General features: G+C 58.2%; 13 protein-coding genes. 8 read left to right on the top strand and 5 right to left on the bottom strand.

Annotation, left to right across the window (positions count from 1 at the left end):
* Positions 1 to 10: 10 nt before the first annotated feature.
* Positions 11 to 673 (top strand): hypothetical protein, encoded by a 663-nt coding sequence (locus tag H6G53_RS03425; protein WP_190530919.1) that lies wholly within the window; start codon positions 11 to 13, stop codon positions 671 to 673.
* A gap of 519 nt (positions 674 to 1192) precedes the next feature.
* Here the strand turns inward: H6G53_RS03425 and H6G53_RS03430 are convergent.
* The gene (locus H6G53_RS03430) at positions 1193 to 1522 is read right to left on the bottom strand and encodes a DUF3155 domain-containing protein (RefSeq protein WP_099534815.1); all 330 of its coding nucleotides are present in this window, start codon (positions 1520 to 1522) and stop codon (positions 1193 to 1195) included.
* 455 nt (positions 1523 to 1977) lie between these two features.
* On the opposite strand from H6G53_RS03430, the gene H6G53_RS03435 reads away from it, so the two are divergent.
* Entirely contained in the window at positions 1978 to 3528 is a 1551-nt protein-coding gene (locus H6G53_RS03435; protein WP_190530920.1) for a sensor histidine kinase KdpD, read from the top strand.
* 40 nt (positions 3529 to 3568) lie between these two features.
* Here the strand turns inward: H6G53_RS03435 and ispE are convergent, their stop codons facing one another.
* The 4 genes from ispE to H6G53_RS03455 form a co-directional block, all read right to left on the bottom strand.
* On the bottom strand, positions 3569 to 4540 hold the full coding sequence (gene ispE / locus H6G53_RS03440) for a 4-(cytidine 5'-diphospho)-2-C-methyl-D-erythritol kinase (RefSeq protein WP_190530921.1): 972 nt from the start codon (positions 4538 to 4540) through the stop codon (positions 3569 to 3571).
* 81 nt (positions 4541 to 4621) lie between these two features.
* Entirely contained in the window at positions 4622 to 6490 is a 1869-nt protein-coding gene (locus H6G53_RS03445) for an EamA family transporter (protein ID WP_190530922.1), read from the bottom strand.
* Between the two features lie 146 nt (positions 6491 to 6636).
* Positions 6637 to 7725: a thiamine-phosphate kinase gene (gene thiL, locus H6G53_RS03450; protein WP_190530923.1), complete on the bottom strand. Its 1089-nt coding sequence runs from the start codon at positions 7723 to 7725 to the stop codon at positions 6637 to 6639.
* A 210-nt stretch (positions 7726 to 7935) separates the two neighbouring features.
* Positions 7936 to 9003, bottom strand: coding sequence for a peptidylprolyl isomerase (locus H6G53_RS03455; RefSeq protein WP_190354526.1), 1068 nt, complete (start codon positions 9001 to 9003; stop codon positions 7936 to 7938).
* Between the two features lie 466 nt (positions 9004 to 9469).
* Here H6G53_RS03455 and efp point away from each other — a divergent pair, with 466 nt between their 5' ends.
* The 6 genes from efp (at position 9470) to cysK (ending at position 14425) form a co-directional block, all read left to right on the top strand.
* Positions 9470 to 10030, top strand: coding sequence for an elongation factor P (efp, locus tag H6G53_RS03460; protein WP_099534808.1), 561 nt, complete (start codon positions 9470 to 9472; stop codon positions 10028 to 10030).
* A gap of 323 nt (positions 10031 to 10353) precedes the next feature.
* Positions 10354 to 10851 (top strand): acetyl-CoA carboxylase biotin carboxyl carrier protein, encoded by a 498-nt coding sequence (gene accB, locus H6G53_RS03465; RefSeq protein ID WP_099534809.1) that lies wholly within the window; start codon positions 10354 to 10356, stop codon positions 10849 to 10851.
* Positions 10852 to 10873: 22 nt separating this feature from the next.
* Positions 10874 to 11215: a DUF2288 domain-containing protein gene (locus H6G53_RS03470; protein ID WP_190354367.1), complete on the top strand. Its 342-nt coding sequence runs from the start codon at positions 10874 to 10876 to the stop codon at positions 11213 to 11215.
* A 467-nt stretch (positions 11216 to 11682) separates the two neighbouring features.
* Positions 11683 to 12531 (top strand): hypothetical protein, encoded by an 849-nt coding sequence (locus H6G53_RS03475; RefSeq protein ID WP_190528740.1) that lies wholly within the window; start codon positions 11683 to 11685, stop codon positions 12529 to 12531.
* 263 nt (positions 12532 to 12794) lie between these two features.
* The gene (locus H6G53_RS03480; protein WP_190528741.1) at positions 12795 to 13232 is read left to right on the top strand and encodes an Rrf2 family transcriptional regulator; all 438 of its coding nucleotides are present in this window, start codon (positions 12795 to 12797) and stop codon (positions 13230 to 13232) included.
* A gap of 233 nt (positions 13233 to 13465) precedes the next feature.
* Complete coding sequence (cysK, locus tag H6G53_RS03485) at positions 13466 to 14425, top strand: cysteine synthase A (protein WP_190530965.1); 960 nt, start codon at positions 13466 to 13468, stop codon at positions 14423 to 14425.
* Positions 14426 to 14522 lie beyond the last annotated feature (97 nt).

A 14522-nucleotide genomic window follows, 5' to 3' on the forward strand; every position in this document is an offset into this window, starting at 1 on the left:
TTAACCCCTGGTGATCGCTCCTCTGGGCCCGATCGAGGCCGAATTGGTGATCCTGACTTTCCCCCAACGGCCGCGAAGTAATCAGTTGGCGGATTCGATCGCCCGATCGAGTCCTTCCGTTGGCACTCACAGTCTTCCGTTGGAGAAGTTGGTTATGGCTTGCAAATGGACTTGCGCAGTGATGGGTTCGATCGCCCTGTTGGTCACCACCGCCACCCTGGCCCCCTTGCCCACCCGGGCAGAAATGCCGGAAGTGGTGTGGATGGTGGGGCCCGCTGAGAATGTGGAAATTGTGACCGGCGAGATTCAAGATTTGGTGGGCGATCGGGTGCGATTGTTGCTGACCGATGGTTCCACGCGCTTGGTGGGCATTACCCAGCTCGATCGCACCCGACTGGGCCTCGATCCGGGAGATCAAATCACCTTGGCCTTGGTCGATGGTCGTTTCTTTGCCCAAGCCGTTGCCCTGGGAAACGATGCCCTTGTGATTCGCAATGGCTCCATTCAACTGGCCAATGCTGACAGCGCCTACGTCAGCACCAGTCAAGCCAGCGTGACCACGACCACCACCGTGCAACAACGCACCGTACAACGCAGCGGCCAACAAACCACTGTTCAACAAACCACCGTCATCCCCGATCGCCCCGCACAACCAATTCGCGGCATGTGGTAACTGCTGATTTGCTGATGAACCCATTGACGGGTCGATTTTTCCGTTCCTTGCTGTCCCAGGTTGCCTAGCTCAAAAGAACAGCACAACCCTAGAACCCACACCTGCAAACCCATAAAAAAACCAGCAACGCCCACTGATCAGCGGACTGATCGCGGACGTTGCTGGATTTTTTTGAATTGGAAGCACCCAGGGCCGCACAAGGCCATCGCGCAAGAAGCGATCGCGCTTAGGCCCGTCGTTAGTCGGCTATTGAGCTTTTTGCTAATGAGAGATTGATGTGTCAACTGTGATGCACTTGATCGTCCACTGGCGCTGCGATGTAGGAGTCGATCGCCAAGGGAAGGTCAACAGTCATCACCCACCAATCAATAACAAATCACCAATTAATCCACGTTTCCGTGCATCCATCCCCCAAGACGATTTGCACCTTAACTTTGCCCGAATTGCAGAACAGCCACGACCTCAAACGTCTGATTTCAGGCTCCACACAACGCGGGTTTCAGTTTTGTTGCCATGGACTTAGCGGGCCGCAGCGGCCACCATTCCCAAAGCAGGCACATCCCCTTCTTGATCGCCCCAGAGCCGAAGACTCGGGAACAGGAAGTGGTTTTCTTCAACGTATTGCGCTCCGAACAACCCTTTTTCGGCCCAAAAGTAGCGATCCGTGGTGTGTTCGTTGCGCTTCACCAACACCAAAGCGGGGGGATGAATTCCCTCTGCCTTAATGAATTTGCGAGCGGCCGTGACCGGCTTATCTTCGCCACATTCGATGCTATACTGTGGCACATTCTCAAGAATCCGTCGCCCTTCTTGCCGCCGACGGCTCTTGCGCTTGCGTCTCCTTGCCAACCTCCTTACCTCCCGTGCCAAGATAAGTGTAGTGACGGTTACAAAAGCCGTGCAAAGTATATCGCCTTTGCGCCAAAATTTCAACTTGTTTTAATTGATCGACATGAATTCAATTACAATGTTTTATTCTGTCGATTTCTTAGCAGTTTGATTGTGAGTGCTGGCCCATCCAGAAACCTAGAGACCGCCTGGATTTTGCACAATTGTCGCCCCAGGTTCTTGCGATCCCTCGCGGCTTTTTAATGGTTTTTAATCAGTTTAGATGGAGCAATTTGAATAGAAGCGGTTTGAGATAGCTCCAGCTTAAGGAGTTCTCAAGCCTTGGGGAGAGCAACGCCGTAATTCTTCACAAAGCCGGCGATCTCCCCATGCGGGAAACCGGGCGCGGCCGCTCCCCAATCCCTGGCAACCGCGAATGTTCCCCGATGGAGGCCCCCAGGGGGGAGTGGCGAGCAATGGCGAGTTCAACCTTTTTGGCCCTGTGCCAAGCGCAGTTGGCCTTGATGGCGGAAACGCTGCACCTGGGACGGGGTGTGGTGTATTTGGCGCAGGATTGGTCGGGAACGGCGGAACCGGCTTGGATGCCGGTGTTGGAATATCCGGCTCGGGCCAAGACGCAGTTTTTGGGGGAAACGGGAACGGGCCGATCGCGCAGTCGGGGCCGATCGCGGTTGCTGTCGGGGTCGGGCCCTTGGGCAGCGGCTCCGGCGGAGATCACCTCTGCGATCGCGCCTGAGACTGAGGTTAGTCACCAAGCGGGCGATCGGCCGGACGTGCTGGACTTCTCGATCGCGCCGGAAGCAATTCCTCCGGCGGTTAACCAGATCACGGATGCTGACTATTCAGCCTCTGCCCATTCCACCAATTCCCATTCAGCCAATTCCCATTCAGCCGTTGACCCCGCGTTGAATCCCCTATTCAATCCCCAACCCCACCCGGGCCGATTGGTGCTGCCCTTGGCCCGAGGGGGGATGATGTTGGGGCTGTTGGTGCTCGATCGCCCTAAACCTTGGACTCCCAAAGATCGCCAGCAGGCGGGGCGGGTGGCGGTGACCTTGGCGGCGGCCTGCGAACTCGATCGCCGCAATCAACTGCTGGAGGCGGCCTATCGCCAACAACAGACCACGCAACAGCGCCAGGCGGAATTACTACATAATTGGCTGCACCAGTTTCGCAATCCCCTGACGGCCATTCGGACATTCGGCAAGTTGGTGCTGAAGCGGTTGGGGGGCGAGGATCGATCACGCCCACATCTGGAAAGCTTGCTGCGGGAGGGCGATCGACTCCAAGGGATGTTGACGGACTTTAGCCAAGTGATTGATACGCCGGACTGGACAGGGGCAGCGGCCCCCAGTGCCGACCAGCATTCACCGTCAGAATTGCCCGCCCCCACCGAAAACAGGGCGGCCCTGCTGTTGCCGGGGGTGACGATCGCCCCTTGGCCAGTCGAGGCCTTGGTGATGGATGCGATTGCGGCGGCGGAAGCGGTGGCGATCGAACGCGGGCGATCGTTTCAAATGTCGTTACCCGCCGATTTGCCGCCGGTTTTGGCCGATGGCACGGCTTGGCGAGAGGTGTTTAGCAATTTGCTGGATAACGCCATCAAATACGCCTGCGATCGGGGTCGGGTGCAGGTGCTGGCCCGGGTCGCCGCTTGGCAAGATGCGCCCGCGGCCGGGTGGGGTCTGGCGCTGGTGGTCAGCAATCAGGGCAACAATATCCCGCCAACAGACTTGGAGCGGCTGTTTCAGCGCGGTTTTCGGGGAATTCAGGCCGCCAGCCCGATTCCAGGCACGGGGTTGGGTTTGGCGATCGCCCGTCAGTTGATGACGCAGATGGGCGGCCGCTTGGAACTGTTTAGCCCCCCGATCGCCCTACCTGCTCGGTTGCGGTTGCGGGAAACTCCCGATCGACTCCTTCCCCCGATCGCTCAGGGAACGATGGCCGTGGCTTGGTTGCCCCTGGCGGAAACGAATTCACCGCCTCCTGAATTAACCTCTGAGTAAATCCCTGAATAAATAGCTGAATCCACGGCTGAATCCACCGCTAAACCGATGGGTTAACGGGCCGAATGCCCGCCGCACTGAATTGGGTGACCCAAAATTCTAAATCCGGATCCGGCAGGGCCGATCGCGCGGCGGCTTGGATTTCCTGGGCTTGGCTGGCGGATTCGGCCAGAGCGAAAACCGAGGGGCCAGAACCGGACATCATCGCTCCCAGCGGGGCCAAGCGATCGAGCAAGTCCCGCAACTGCGCAATTTGGGGATGGGCCGGCAACACCACCCGTTCCAGGTCATTGCGCAACAGGGGCCGTAACCCCGACAGACCAGCTCGATCGCCCGTAGCCAAGGCCTGGAGCGATCGCACGAGGGGCCCAGACTTGGCCGCCGTATGCCGAGCCGCTTGGGCCTCTGGAGTGCGGGCATATTCCGCCCCAAACTGAGCGCGATAGGTTTGATAGGCCCAGGGGGTGGAAACGCCCAAACTGCGGTACTTTGCCAACACCAACCACACCTGATCCACCCCCGCGAGGGGATCCAGCACCTCACCGCGTCCCGTGGCCAACGCTGTTCCTCCGCCCACACAGAAGGGCACATCGGATCCCAACTCAGCCGCCAACTCCTGCAATTCTCCTTGGGTGAGGCCCAAGCCCCAGGCCAAGTCCAGCCCCACCAACACCGCCGCGCCATTGCCCGATCCCCCAGCTAAGCCAGCGGCCACGGGAATTCGCTTTTCAATTTCGATCGCCACGCCCCCACATTTGGCGAAGGCTTCGGGAAACCGCTCGCTCATCAGGGCTGCGGCCCGATAGGCTAAATTGCTGGCATCGTTAGGCACACCCTCGGCGGCGCACTCCACTTGGATTACGCCCTGCATTCCCGATCGCACATGGACGAGATCCGCCAAGTCAATGCTCTGGAACACGGTGGCCAACTCATGGAAACCATCGGGACGATCGCCCACAATTTCCAAATAGAGATTAATTTTGGCGGGCGATCGCAGCGAATAGGATTTCATCGGCACGCAAGCATCAGGACAAAAGCGTCCCCATTGTCTCAGAAGGGGCCCACGAGACCATCGATGGTTGATTAACCTGGCCTAGCTTTGGGGCGATTGGCGCGATCGGGGCGATCGGCGCGGCTTGCTCAACTGTTCCACACTCAGCAGCGTCACCCCAAGGGTCACCAACCCAATGCCCAGCCATTGCCCCCCGGCCAGCGATTCTTGGATCAAAATCCAGGCCGCCAGGGCCGTCAAAGCATTGCCCGAGGCGCTGAGAATGGCCGTCCAAGCGGCTCCCACCCGTTGCACCGCCAAGTTATTCAGCAGGTAGCCCCCCAAGGTCAACAGACCCAAAATGACTCCACCCAACAGCAGGCCGCCCCAAGTCCCCGGCAACACCTGCACCGTCACCGCCTCCGGCCGTGCAATGAGTCCAAAGCAAGCCAACACAAACACCCATAGGAAGGAAACCAGGGTGAACGGCACGGGATGCAAGGTTTTGGTTCCCCATTGCACCGTGAGTAGATAGCCTGCGAAGGCTGCGCCGGCCGCTAGCCCGCTGGAGAGGCCCACCCAGTTATCGCCTGCGGTCGGGCCCCCCTCGGGCAGGGCCAAGCCGCCCCCCAGCAGAATCAGGGCCGTGAGAAACAAGCGCAGGGCCGTGGGGCGATCGCCCAATAGCCACCAGGACAGGGGCAGGGTAAAGACGGGGTAGAGAAAAAAGAGGGTGACCGCCAAGCCCGTCGGCAAATTCCCGATCGCCACATAGAGCAGCACTTGGGACACAAACATGAAAAAGCCGTTCAGCAAGATCATTTGCCAAGACCGGCGATCGCGGCTTTGGCACAGGTGGCGAATTTCCTGCCAAGTGGCGGGATAAAGCCAAGTGGCCAGCGCTGGAAACACCAGGACGATCGCCAGGGTGCGCAACAGCAAAATCAGCAGGGAATTGCCCAGTCCTGGCGCAATGATGCCGGGTAGGGTCACCACCCCTAACAGGGTTTCCGGAGCATTGCCCGTAAATAACAGCTTCAGGGCCACATTGAACAGGGCCAACAACAGGGCCGCCACCAGGGCCAACAGCCAGCCCGGTTGCCGCAGGGTCTGAGGATGGGGGACGGAGGGTTTCACGGCCACAAGGGGGGGAGGGAACAACACAGGAGCCGGATCGGACAAGGGGGCGATCGGGGAAGCAGGCCGATCGGGCGCGGTTGATTCAGGCTCAGGAACCCCAAGCTCAGACCCAAGGGAATCGGGTGCGAGAGCATTGGGCGCGATCGAGGTTTCCCAACGAGCCATCACTTGCTTCAACAACAATTCCCCCTGCTGTTGTCGCCGGGCCAATCGGCTGAGTCGTTGGGCCAGCGCCTGTTCATAGGCCGCTAAGTCTTGATGGAGATGGGTGAAAACTTGGGCCAGGGTTTGATCCAGCGCCATCAATTGTCGCTCAATCGCGGTGCTACTGAGACGACCATGGATCACCACGGGCGAGCCGATCGCCTCGCCGGAATCCCTGGGCCGCAATTCCTGAGCCAAGGCCTGAAACCGTTGGTCGATCGCCCTTTTCAGGTGGGATCCCATGTGTTGAGCCAGTTGTTTTGCCCACTGTTGGGCCCAAGCTTGGCTGGTGGGATCCAACAGAGATTGTCCCGGAGCGGGCTGTGCTCGCAGTTGTTGGCGATAGCGAGCTAGGCGATCGAGATCCAACAGTAATTGGGTTTTCTCGGCGCTCAGGCGATCGAGGTCTTGGGCAAGCTGGTCAAGTTGCGATCGCTGAAAAATTTGCAATTGCTCAATCACTGCCGACCAATCCGGTGCTGATTCTGGGGCGATCGGGGCCAGGCTCGATCGATCATCACGGGCATCTTTTGCCGCCGACTCAGGGAGATGCGAATTGGAATCGAGGCCCATGGGGGCGATCGTGGGTTCTTCAATGGGCAATGTTGGTTGCTCCGATGGGCCCATGGAGATGGCTCAGGTCAGTGGCTCAGGTCAGTGGCTTTGCGGTTGAACAGCTCCGCATTTTGCGCCTCTAGCATTGCTCAATCATGATGGCTCAATCCTGGGCCAATTGGGCATAGCCGCCTTGGGCCTGGCCCAGCGGGACAGCCTTAAGCGGGCCCGGTGGTGGCCGATGTTCCGAAATGTTGGAAGCTGGCCGATCGCCCGATCGGTTCGATCGCCCCTGAATCCACCACCCAGGCGATCGGCTGCTGGGTTAACGCCTCTGAAAACGCCTCAGGATCCGCCTCTGGAGCCACCATTTCCCCCACAATGGCCGCCGAACCGCCCAAGGACTGCACCAAATCAGCAGCCAAATCCGGCGGTAAACACAGCACCAATTCAAAATCTTCGCCCCCATAGAGCGTCCAATGGCGGGCCCGCGCCAGCCCCACCGCCGCCACCAACCCCGCCGGCATTGGTAGCCGATCGCCCCACAGTTTCGCCCGCAGGCCGCTGGCTTGGGCCAATTGCACCACCGCATCGGCCAGCCCATCACTGGAGTCCATGGCAGCCAGGGGGCGATCGGCCAGCCTGGGGCGCAGTTGATTCAGTTGATCCAACTGAGCAATTACGTCCAAGCGGGGGGTTGGGTATTGGTGGGCCCGAATCCAGGTCGATCGCGCTGCGGCCGAAGGTTCCGCAGCCTCCGGGGGCCAGTCAGTCAACAGCAGGGCCAACCCCGCACGGGAAGCCCCATGTTCACCCGTCACGACGATCGCATCTCCCGGTTGGGCCGCGTGGCGCTGGAGGGATTGATCGGGCAAAACCGACCCGATCGCCGTGATCGCCACCGTGGCCACAGTCGATCGGGTCACATCACCCCCCACAATTGCCCCGCCAAATTGGGCTAAGCAATCGGCCATCCCCCCATAGAGAGACTCCACCCAGTCGATCGCACAATTCCCCGGCAGAGACAGCCCCACGGTGATTGCCCGAGGCGTTGCCCCCATGGCCGCCAAATCGGACAAATTGGCCGCCACCGCTCGCCACCCGATCGACCTCGGAGGGGTGGTGCGATCGCTAAAATGCACCCCGTCCACCAGCACATCAGTTGTGACCACGAGCGATCGACCCTCGGGCCAGTCCAACAGGGCCGCGTCATCACCCACCACCGAGCGATCGCAAAAGGTAAACAACCGCGCCAGTAACCCCGCTTCCCCCACATCCGCCAACCGCAACGATTCCACCGCGTCCATAAGCTCTCGCACTGACTCCAAACGCACCCAACCCAAACATAATGACCCCGCAACCTAGGCAACCCAAGCAACCCAGCTAACCGGAATGGTTCCCAACGCCCAAAGCAAAGTCCCCCTTGGCATCCAGGCCAAGCGGGGACTCAATCCTCGGGGAGGGGTTCGCTGCAAGACAGGTTCTGGGCAAACGGCATCACTCAGAACCCGCCGCACCTAACTGGGCTGCACCAGATTTTCCAACCCATCCACCACCGTTGCCTTCACCACCTGGTCACCGGGGCGAATCTTATCCAACACCGCCTTGGCATCGCTAATCGAGTAGCCAAATACCGCATAGCGACCATCCAGCAGGTTGGCCCCGGCGGGAGTCAGTTCCGGTTCAAACAGGAAGAAAAACACCTGAGACGAACCGCCATCGGGATCCGGTTCCGGTCGGGCCATGGCCAGGGCTCCATAGGACGAGAAGGGCAGCACGGGCAAATCGCCATAGCGGCCCGCATCTTCGAGCGTGATGCCGTAGGTGGGTTCCTTGTCGCCGCTGGCCAGGATTTCTAGGGGAATGGCGCGATATTCGTTGTTTTTGGGATCAATGAAGCCTTCAGCGGGGCCAGCCGGATCGCCAAATTGCAACACGTAGGAATCTTCGGCACGGGTGAAGGGCAACCCGTCATAGAAGCCTCGCTGCACCAAGTCCACAAAGTTGCCGGCCGTGACGGGGGCGCTGTAGCCATCCACCACCACGGTGACGCTGCCTTTGCTGGTTTCAATCTCGATCGTGGCGCGGCCCTTCAGTTGGGGCAGGTTGGCATATTGAGCAGGCACTTCAAAGGGGAAACCCTGCACCATATCCGCTTCGATCGCCCCCACTGCGTCCAAAATCTCCCGGCGCAGTTCCCAAACCGTGGACTTATTTTTGGTTTCCACGGCGGCTTGGGCCTTGGCGATCGTCTCGCTAATCTGATCAAGCTTTTGGGCAGCGGCTTCCTGGCGATCGGGACGAACAGCCGCCAAAATCTGGTTGCGCTTGTAGGTCACCGTCCGATCGGCCGTTTTCAAGCTGGTGGCCACGGGACTCCAACGCTTAGCCCGCAAGGATCCGGCGATCGATTCCACCTCCGACTGCACCTTGCGAATCGGCACATTGTCGATCGGCAAGGAATAGCGCAGCAGGGCCTTGCCGTCAGTGATGGCATTCCCGGCCGGCAGTGCTGCCCAAGCGGGAGCCGCCCCGATCGTCCACAGCACCATCACCAGGCTCAGGGCGATCGCCCAACCGCCCATCCACCCTTGCTCCCGTCGTTGCAGTTGTCGATCGACCACCGCTGTCCAGGTTTCGATCGTCTTCGCCCACCCGGAGCGGGTTTGCCCTGCCTTAAGTCGCCTTGGAATAGCCATGATCGAAGATAAATCGAGGTCAATCGAAGTGAATAAAAAATATGGCTGCTTGACGGCTGGCTGACGGCTGGCTGACCACTGGCTACACCGGCAATTGCGCCAGCCCACCCGCAAGCCAGCCCCCAGGACTCGCAAGGAAGCCCTAAACCCTAGCCCGCAAGCCCTCAAACCATCGCAACAGCCCCAGCGCGATCGCCCGTTTCCATGGGCGCATCGGGAGACTGCCAATCTTCCAATCTTGCCATAGCCCGGTCGATTCCAGATTCCTAGGCCCAATACCCAACGGCCCCAAAAAGCGGTAGAGTGTATCCCGTCCTATGCCCGCCTGCGGTGCTTTGTAAACCAGCTTCCGATGATTTCCAGTAACGATTTCCGCCCCGGTGTCACGATCGAGCTAGACAATGGTGTCTGGCGAGTTGTTGAGTTTTTGCACGTCAAACCCGGCAAAGGCGCAGCGTTTGTTCGCACGAAGCTGAAAAACGTGCAGACCGGTAGCGTGGTTGAGCGCACCTTCCGCGCAGGGGAAACGGTTCCACAAGCGACCCTGGAAAAAAGCGACATGCAGCACACCTACATGGACGGTGAGCAGTATGTGTTCATGGACATGAAGACCTACGAGGAAATGAACATTTCCGCTGCCCAAATTGGCGATCGGGTCAAATACCTGAAAGAAGGGATGGAAGCCCAGGTGGTGACCTGGAACGGCAAGGTGATTGAAGTGGACTTGCCCAACACCGTGGTTCTGGAAGTGGTGGAAACGGATCCCGGCGTGAAGGGCGACACCGCCACCGGGGGCCAAAAGCCCGCCAAACTGGAAACCGGCGCAACGGTCATGGTTCCCCTGTTCATTTCCGTGGGCGAAAAATTGCGGATTGACACCCGCGAAGACAAGTACCTTGGCCGCGAAAATTAATTTCCTTCTGAAGCTCCTGGCGATTGGGCCCTGGAACGCCACGACCGATCGCCAGGGGCTAGGCAATTAGTGTTACAACCGATACTGAATCAGCCCCTACCCTTGGTCTGGGCAACCCTTGGGAATCTCCAAGCGATCGTCCTCAGACCAGGCAGCTCTCTAAACTAAATCCTGACTAAATCCTGCATTTTGCATTGCCTTGGTTTGCATTGCTTTAGATTGCCTCTTTTTCAACTCGGAGCCTGGGCCCAAGGCCCCATGGACGGCTCTTTTTTGAATCCCTTTAACGCTTTAACATTCTGCGATTAGGAGCGAGACGACCCGTGCCGCTGGACTTTGACGAATTGCGGGAACTGCTGCTGGTTCTGAACCAGACGGATATTGCCGAAGTGACGCTCAAGCAAGGTGACTATGAGCTGACCGTGCGAAAGGCAGTGGCGGCGGCAGCAGCAGGCACGGCGATCGCCCCGGTGGCCATGGCAGCGGCCCCGATCGCCCCGGTCGCGGCCCCGGTGACCACGGCCGCCCCTCTGGAGCCAGCAGCGCCGCCCGCCTCGCCACCGCCCCTCAACGATCCCAAACTGCTGGAAATCAAGTCCCCGATGGTGGGCACGTTTTACCGGGCCCCGGCCCCCGGCGAGCCGCCCTTTGTGCAACCGGGCGATCGAATCACTTCGGGGCAAACGGTTTGCATCATCGAAGCCATGAAGCTGATGAACGAGCTAGAGGCCGAAATCAGCGGTGAAGTGGTGGAAATTTTGGTGGAAAATGCCCAACCCGTCGAATTCGATCAAGTTCTGATGCGGGTGCGGCCCGCCTAAATCACCTGCCCCCATCAAGCGCATGGATAGCGAACCCAGCAACCCCAATTTTCCGGCCGATGACTCCTCCAGCGGCAACCTGCGATCGAGCCTCACGGAATCGATCGACCTAGCCGAATGGGATTGGCTGAAGCCCCACATCGGCCGCGATGCCGTCATTGTGGTTACGCCAGATTTGGACTTGGCCGAAGTGGGCGAGGCCCTGGCCAGCGACAACACCGCCGTCGTGCAGCGCTGGATTGATGAACAGGCGATCACAAAACCCACCCAAGCCGAACTTGCCGAGTGGGATCGATCGGGCGATGTTCGTTTTCAGGCCATGATTGTTGCGCCCTTTGTGCTGGTCAAGCTGATCACTGGCTAGGTTCGCTTCCCAAGATCAGGATTACACTAACCTAAGAGTGATTGATGCTTGAACACAAAGCATCATAGCTGTATCTATGGGACACAAAATCTAAGGGATAAAAGCCCATGATTCCTGGCTGGACAGTTGCCCGCGCAATCCCCACTGAAATCCTAGTTGGCTTAGTGGCTGGACAGTACAAACTCTATGGTGGCGTAATTCGTTGGGCTGCTGGAACAGGACAAGGAGGTCAAATTGTTCGGCATCTAATCCCCATCAGTTCTGATCTTTTTGGCGCTATTCCAGGACTCAGTTTTGTACCGGGAATCATCGCGAATGTCCAACTGCATGACCTACAAAAATTAACAGAAGCAAATACTCAGCAACTCCTCCAACTCTCAGGGCAAATTAGCGTCCTGTCTCAATCGACTCAGCAAATTTTGCAAATGGCAACCGGAGCAGCAGTCTTTTCCGGATTGGGCCTGGCCGTGAGTTCGATTGGTTTTTTGGCAATGAACCACAAGCTCAGCAAAATTGATAGTCGGCTCAAGGAAATTCAGCAAGAAGTGCAGGCGATCAAATCGTTTCTTGAAAGTAGTGAACGAGCCAAACTTTTCGCCGCTTTAAATGCCTTACTGAAAATTGATGAGCGTACCGATTCAGCCCATCGCCACACCATTTTGCATCAATCGCGGAATGTCTTGGCGGAGATTCACATGCGCTATCGGGAACTCTTAGCGGAGTCCCAGGCACTGAAAGTTACGATCGCCCATGAGGAATATTTTTCTCTCACTGCTTTAGCGCAAATCCGCTGCACCGCAGAGCTAGGAATGCTAGACATTGCTCGTAAGGAAGCACAGGAAGTCAATGAACTCTGGCAAGCACAAGCCCGCCGCATCGCTAAGGACATTCTGATTGGTGAATACCCCGAGCGATTCCTAGCTACGGATTTTGCGGATACGGTTCCTGTGACGGAATTAGCCCAGTGGATGGACTTTATTCAGCCCGAACAACGGGGATTAGGTTGGGTAGATGAGCTGCGATTGAAGATGAATGAAACCTGGTACGCCCGAGGCTGGCTCCCGAATCTGGGCAACTTGGGATCGGGCCTCAGCCGAAATGCGGGGCTAGGGCTTGACCAGGAAAAGCAAGTGGTGATCCCAACTCTGCGAAAGCTACTGGCTCGGAGCGCAGTCTTTGAAGGTTATGTCGCCCAATACAAGTTGTTGGAAGACCAACAGCTAACTCCCTCGGCCCTGGAAGCCAAATTGTTAAGCTTGCCAGAGTCGTCAGTAATCAAGGGTTATATCGTTTTGGAGCCAGAGCCAGCGACTTAGGAAGTCTTGACTGAAGGCCTTTTTCTGACCTAGCCAATCGCTCAGTCGTGGCGGATTGGCTTGAATTTTCCATGCCCCACACCTCTCTCGAAACCCTACAAAACCCAGCGGAAAACCGGGGTATACTAGGATCGCCCCGCAGCTATCTCGATCGACTCGCCGATCAACGATTCAGATCCATGACTTAGATCCATGATTCAGATCAACGATCATGAGGCGATCGGGCGCTTGGGGATCCAGCCTCGCTCCTAGGTTCTCCACCCGTGGAACTGTCATCCAAAAGCGAATATGCCCTTCTGGCCCTGTTGCAACTCGCCGATCGCTACCAAGACGACGAGCCGTTGCAAATCCGCCAAATTGCTGCCGATCAGGATATTCCCGATCGCTACCTTGAGCAACTCTTAGCCACCCTGCGCCGAGGCGGTTTGGTCAAAAGCCAACGCGGGGCCAAAGGCGGCTATCTGCTGGCGCGATCGCCCTGGACGATCTCGCTGCTGGATGTGCTGCGATGTTTAGAAGGAGCCGATGCCAACATTGCCAACGACGGTGGGCGCGATCGCCCGCTCGAAAGCGCCATTATTTACGAGATTTGGGTTGAAGTGGATCAAGCCGCCAACGACGTGCTGCAACGCTACACCCTCCAGGATCTCAAGGATCGTCGAGATGCCCGCAAGCAACTTGACCTGATGTATTACATCTAGGCTCTGGGGATCATGGCTGCCCAGGGGCAATCAAGAGCACTGAAAAAATCCTTAGAAGGCTCGGGATATTTTGGGTTGCTTGCGGTTGCTTGATTTTTGCTGAATGGCTGGCTGAATGGCCGGATGATTCGACTGATCTACTCACTGCCCAATGCTTCGTTGTTCGATCCGACCCGTGCCATAGGGGCGATCGACCCCCTCAGACCTGACGAGAGAGTTCCAGCCAGATGCCCATGAACGTCGCCAACAACATCACCGAACTGATTGGCCGCACTCCCCTAGTTCGGCTTAACCGCCTGCCCCAAGCGGAAGGCTGCCTGGCCGAAGTGCTGGTCAAGCTGGAAAGCATGAACCCTTCCGCTTCGGTGAAAGACCGGATCGGCATCAATATGATCGAAGCCGCCGAACAGGCCGGCACGATCATTCCGGGTAAGACCGTTTTGGTGGAACCCACCTCTGGAAACACGGGGATTGCCCTGGCCATGGCCGCCGCTGCCAAGGGCTATCAACTGATCTTGACCATGCCGGAAACCATGAGCGCCGAGCGGCGGGCCATGCTGCGAGCCTACGGGGCACAGTTGGAACTCACGCCGGGCATTGAAGGGATGGGCGGTTGCATTCGGCGGGCCCAGGACATTGCCAACACGGTTCCCAATGCCTATATGTTGCAGCAGTTCCGCAACCCGGCAAATCCAGATATTCACCGCCGCACCACCGCTGAGGAAATTTGGACAGATACGGACGGCAAGATTGATTTCTTGATTTCCGGTGTGGGCACGGGCGGCACGATTACGGGCGTGGCGGAAGTGATTAAGCAGCGAAAACCGGAATTTCAGGCGATCGCCGTGGAGCCGGCCAATAGTCCGGTGCTGTCTGGCGGGCAACCGGGGCCCCACCGGATCCAGGGGATCGGCGCGGGGTTTGTGCCCGAGGTGCTGAAGGTGGATCTGATTGATGAAGTGATTACGGTGACGGATGACGAGGCGATCGCCTATGGTCGTCGGCTGGCGCGGGAAGAGGGCTTGCTGTCGGGGATTTCTTCGGGAGCAGCGATTTATGCGGCGATTCAGGTGGGTCGCCGCCCGGAAAATGCAGGCAAGTTGATTGTGGCGATTCAGCCCAGCTTTGGGGAGCGCTACCTGAGCACGCCGTTGTTCCAAGACGCGGAGCCGGTTACGAATATTCCGTTGTAGTGAGGATTAATCCGGGTAGGGGCGTACCGCTGTACGCCCCTACAGGGTTGATGGGTCTCGATCGACCCGAATGGGGATGATTTTGATCACGCCGTAA

The organism is Limnothrix sp. FACHB-406, assembly GCF_014698235.1.
In the GTDB taxonomy this organism is placed as follows: Bacteria; Cyanobacteriota; Cyanobacteriia; order CACIAM-69d; family CACIAM-69d; genus CACIAM-69d.

Excerpts from the sequence above, each read along its gene's own strand:
- efp (WP_099534808.1), top strand. The coding sequence starts at position 9,470 with ATGATTTCCAGTAACGATTTCCGCCCCGGTGTCACGATCGAGCTAGAC.
- H6G53_RS03445 (WP_190530922.1), bottom strand. The coding sequence starts at position 6,490 with ATGGGCCCATCGGAGCAACCAACATTGCCCATTGAAGAACCCACGATC.
- cysK (WP_190530965.1), top strand. The coding sequence starts at position 13,466 with ATGAACGTCGCCAACAACATCACCGAACTGATTGGCCGCACTCCCCTA.
- ispE (WP_190530921.1), bottom strand. The coding sequence starts at position 4,540 with ATGAAATCCTATTCGCTGCGATCGCCCGCCAAAATTAATCTCTATTTG.
- H6G53_RS03435 (WP_190530920.1), top strand. The coding sequence starts at position 1,978 with ATGGCGAGTTCAACCTTTTTGGCCCTGTGCCAAGCGCAGTTGGCCTTG.
- thiL (WP_190530923.1), bottom strand. The coding sequence starts at position 7,725 with ATGGACGCGGTGGAATCGTTGCGGTTGGCGGATGTGGGGGAAGCGGGG.
- H6G53_RS03455 (WP_190354526.1), bottom strand. The coding sequence starts at position 9,003 with ATGGGCGGTTGGGCGATCGCCCTGAGCCTGGTGATGGTGCTGTGGACG.
- H6G53_RS03470 (WP_190354367.1), top strand. The coding sequence starts at position 10,874 with ATGGATAGCGAACCCAGCAACCCCAATTTTCCGGCCGATGACTCCTCC.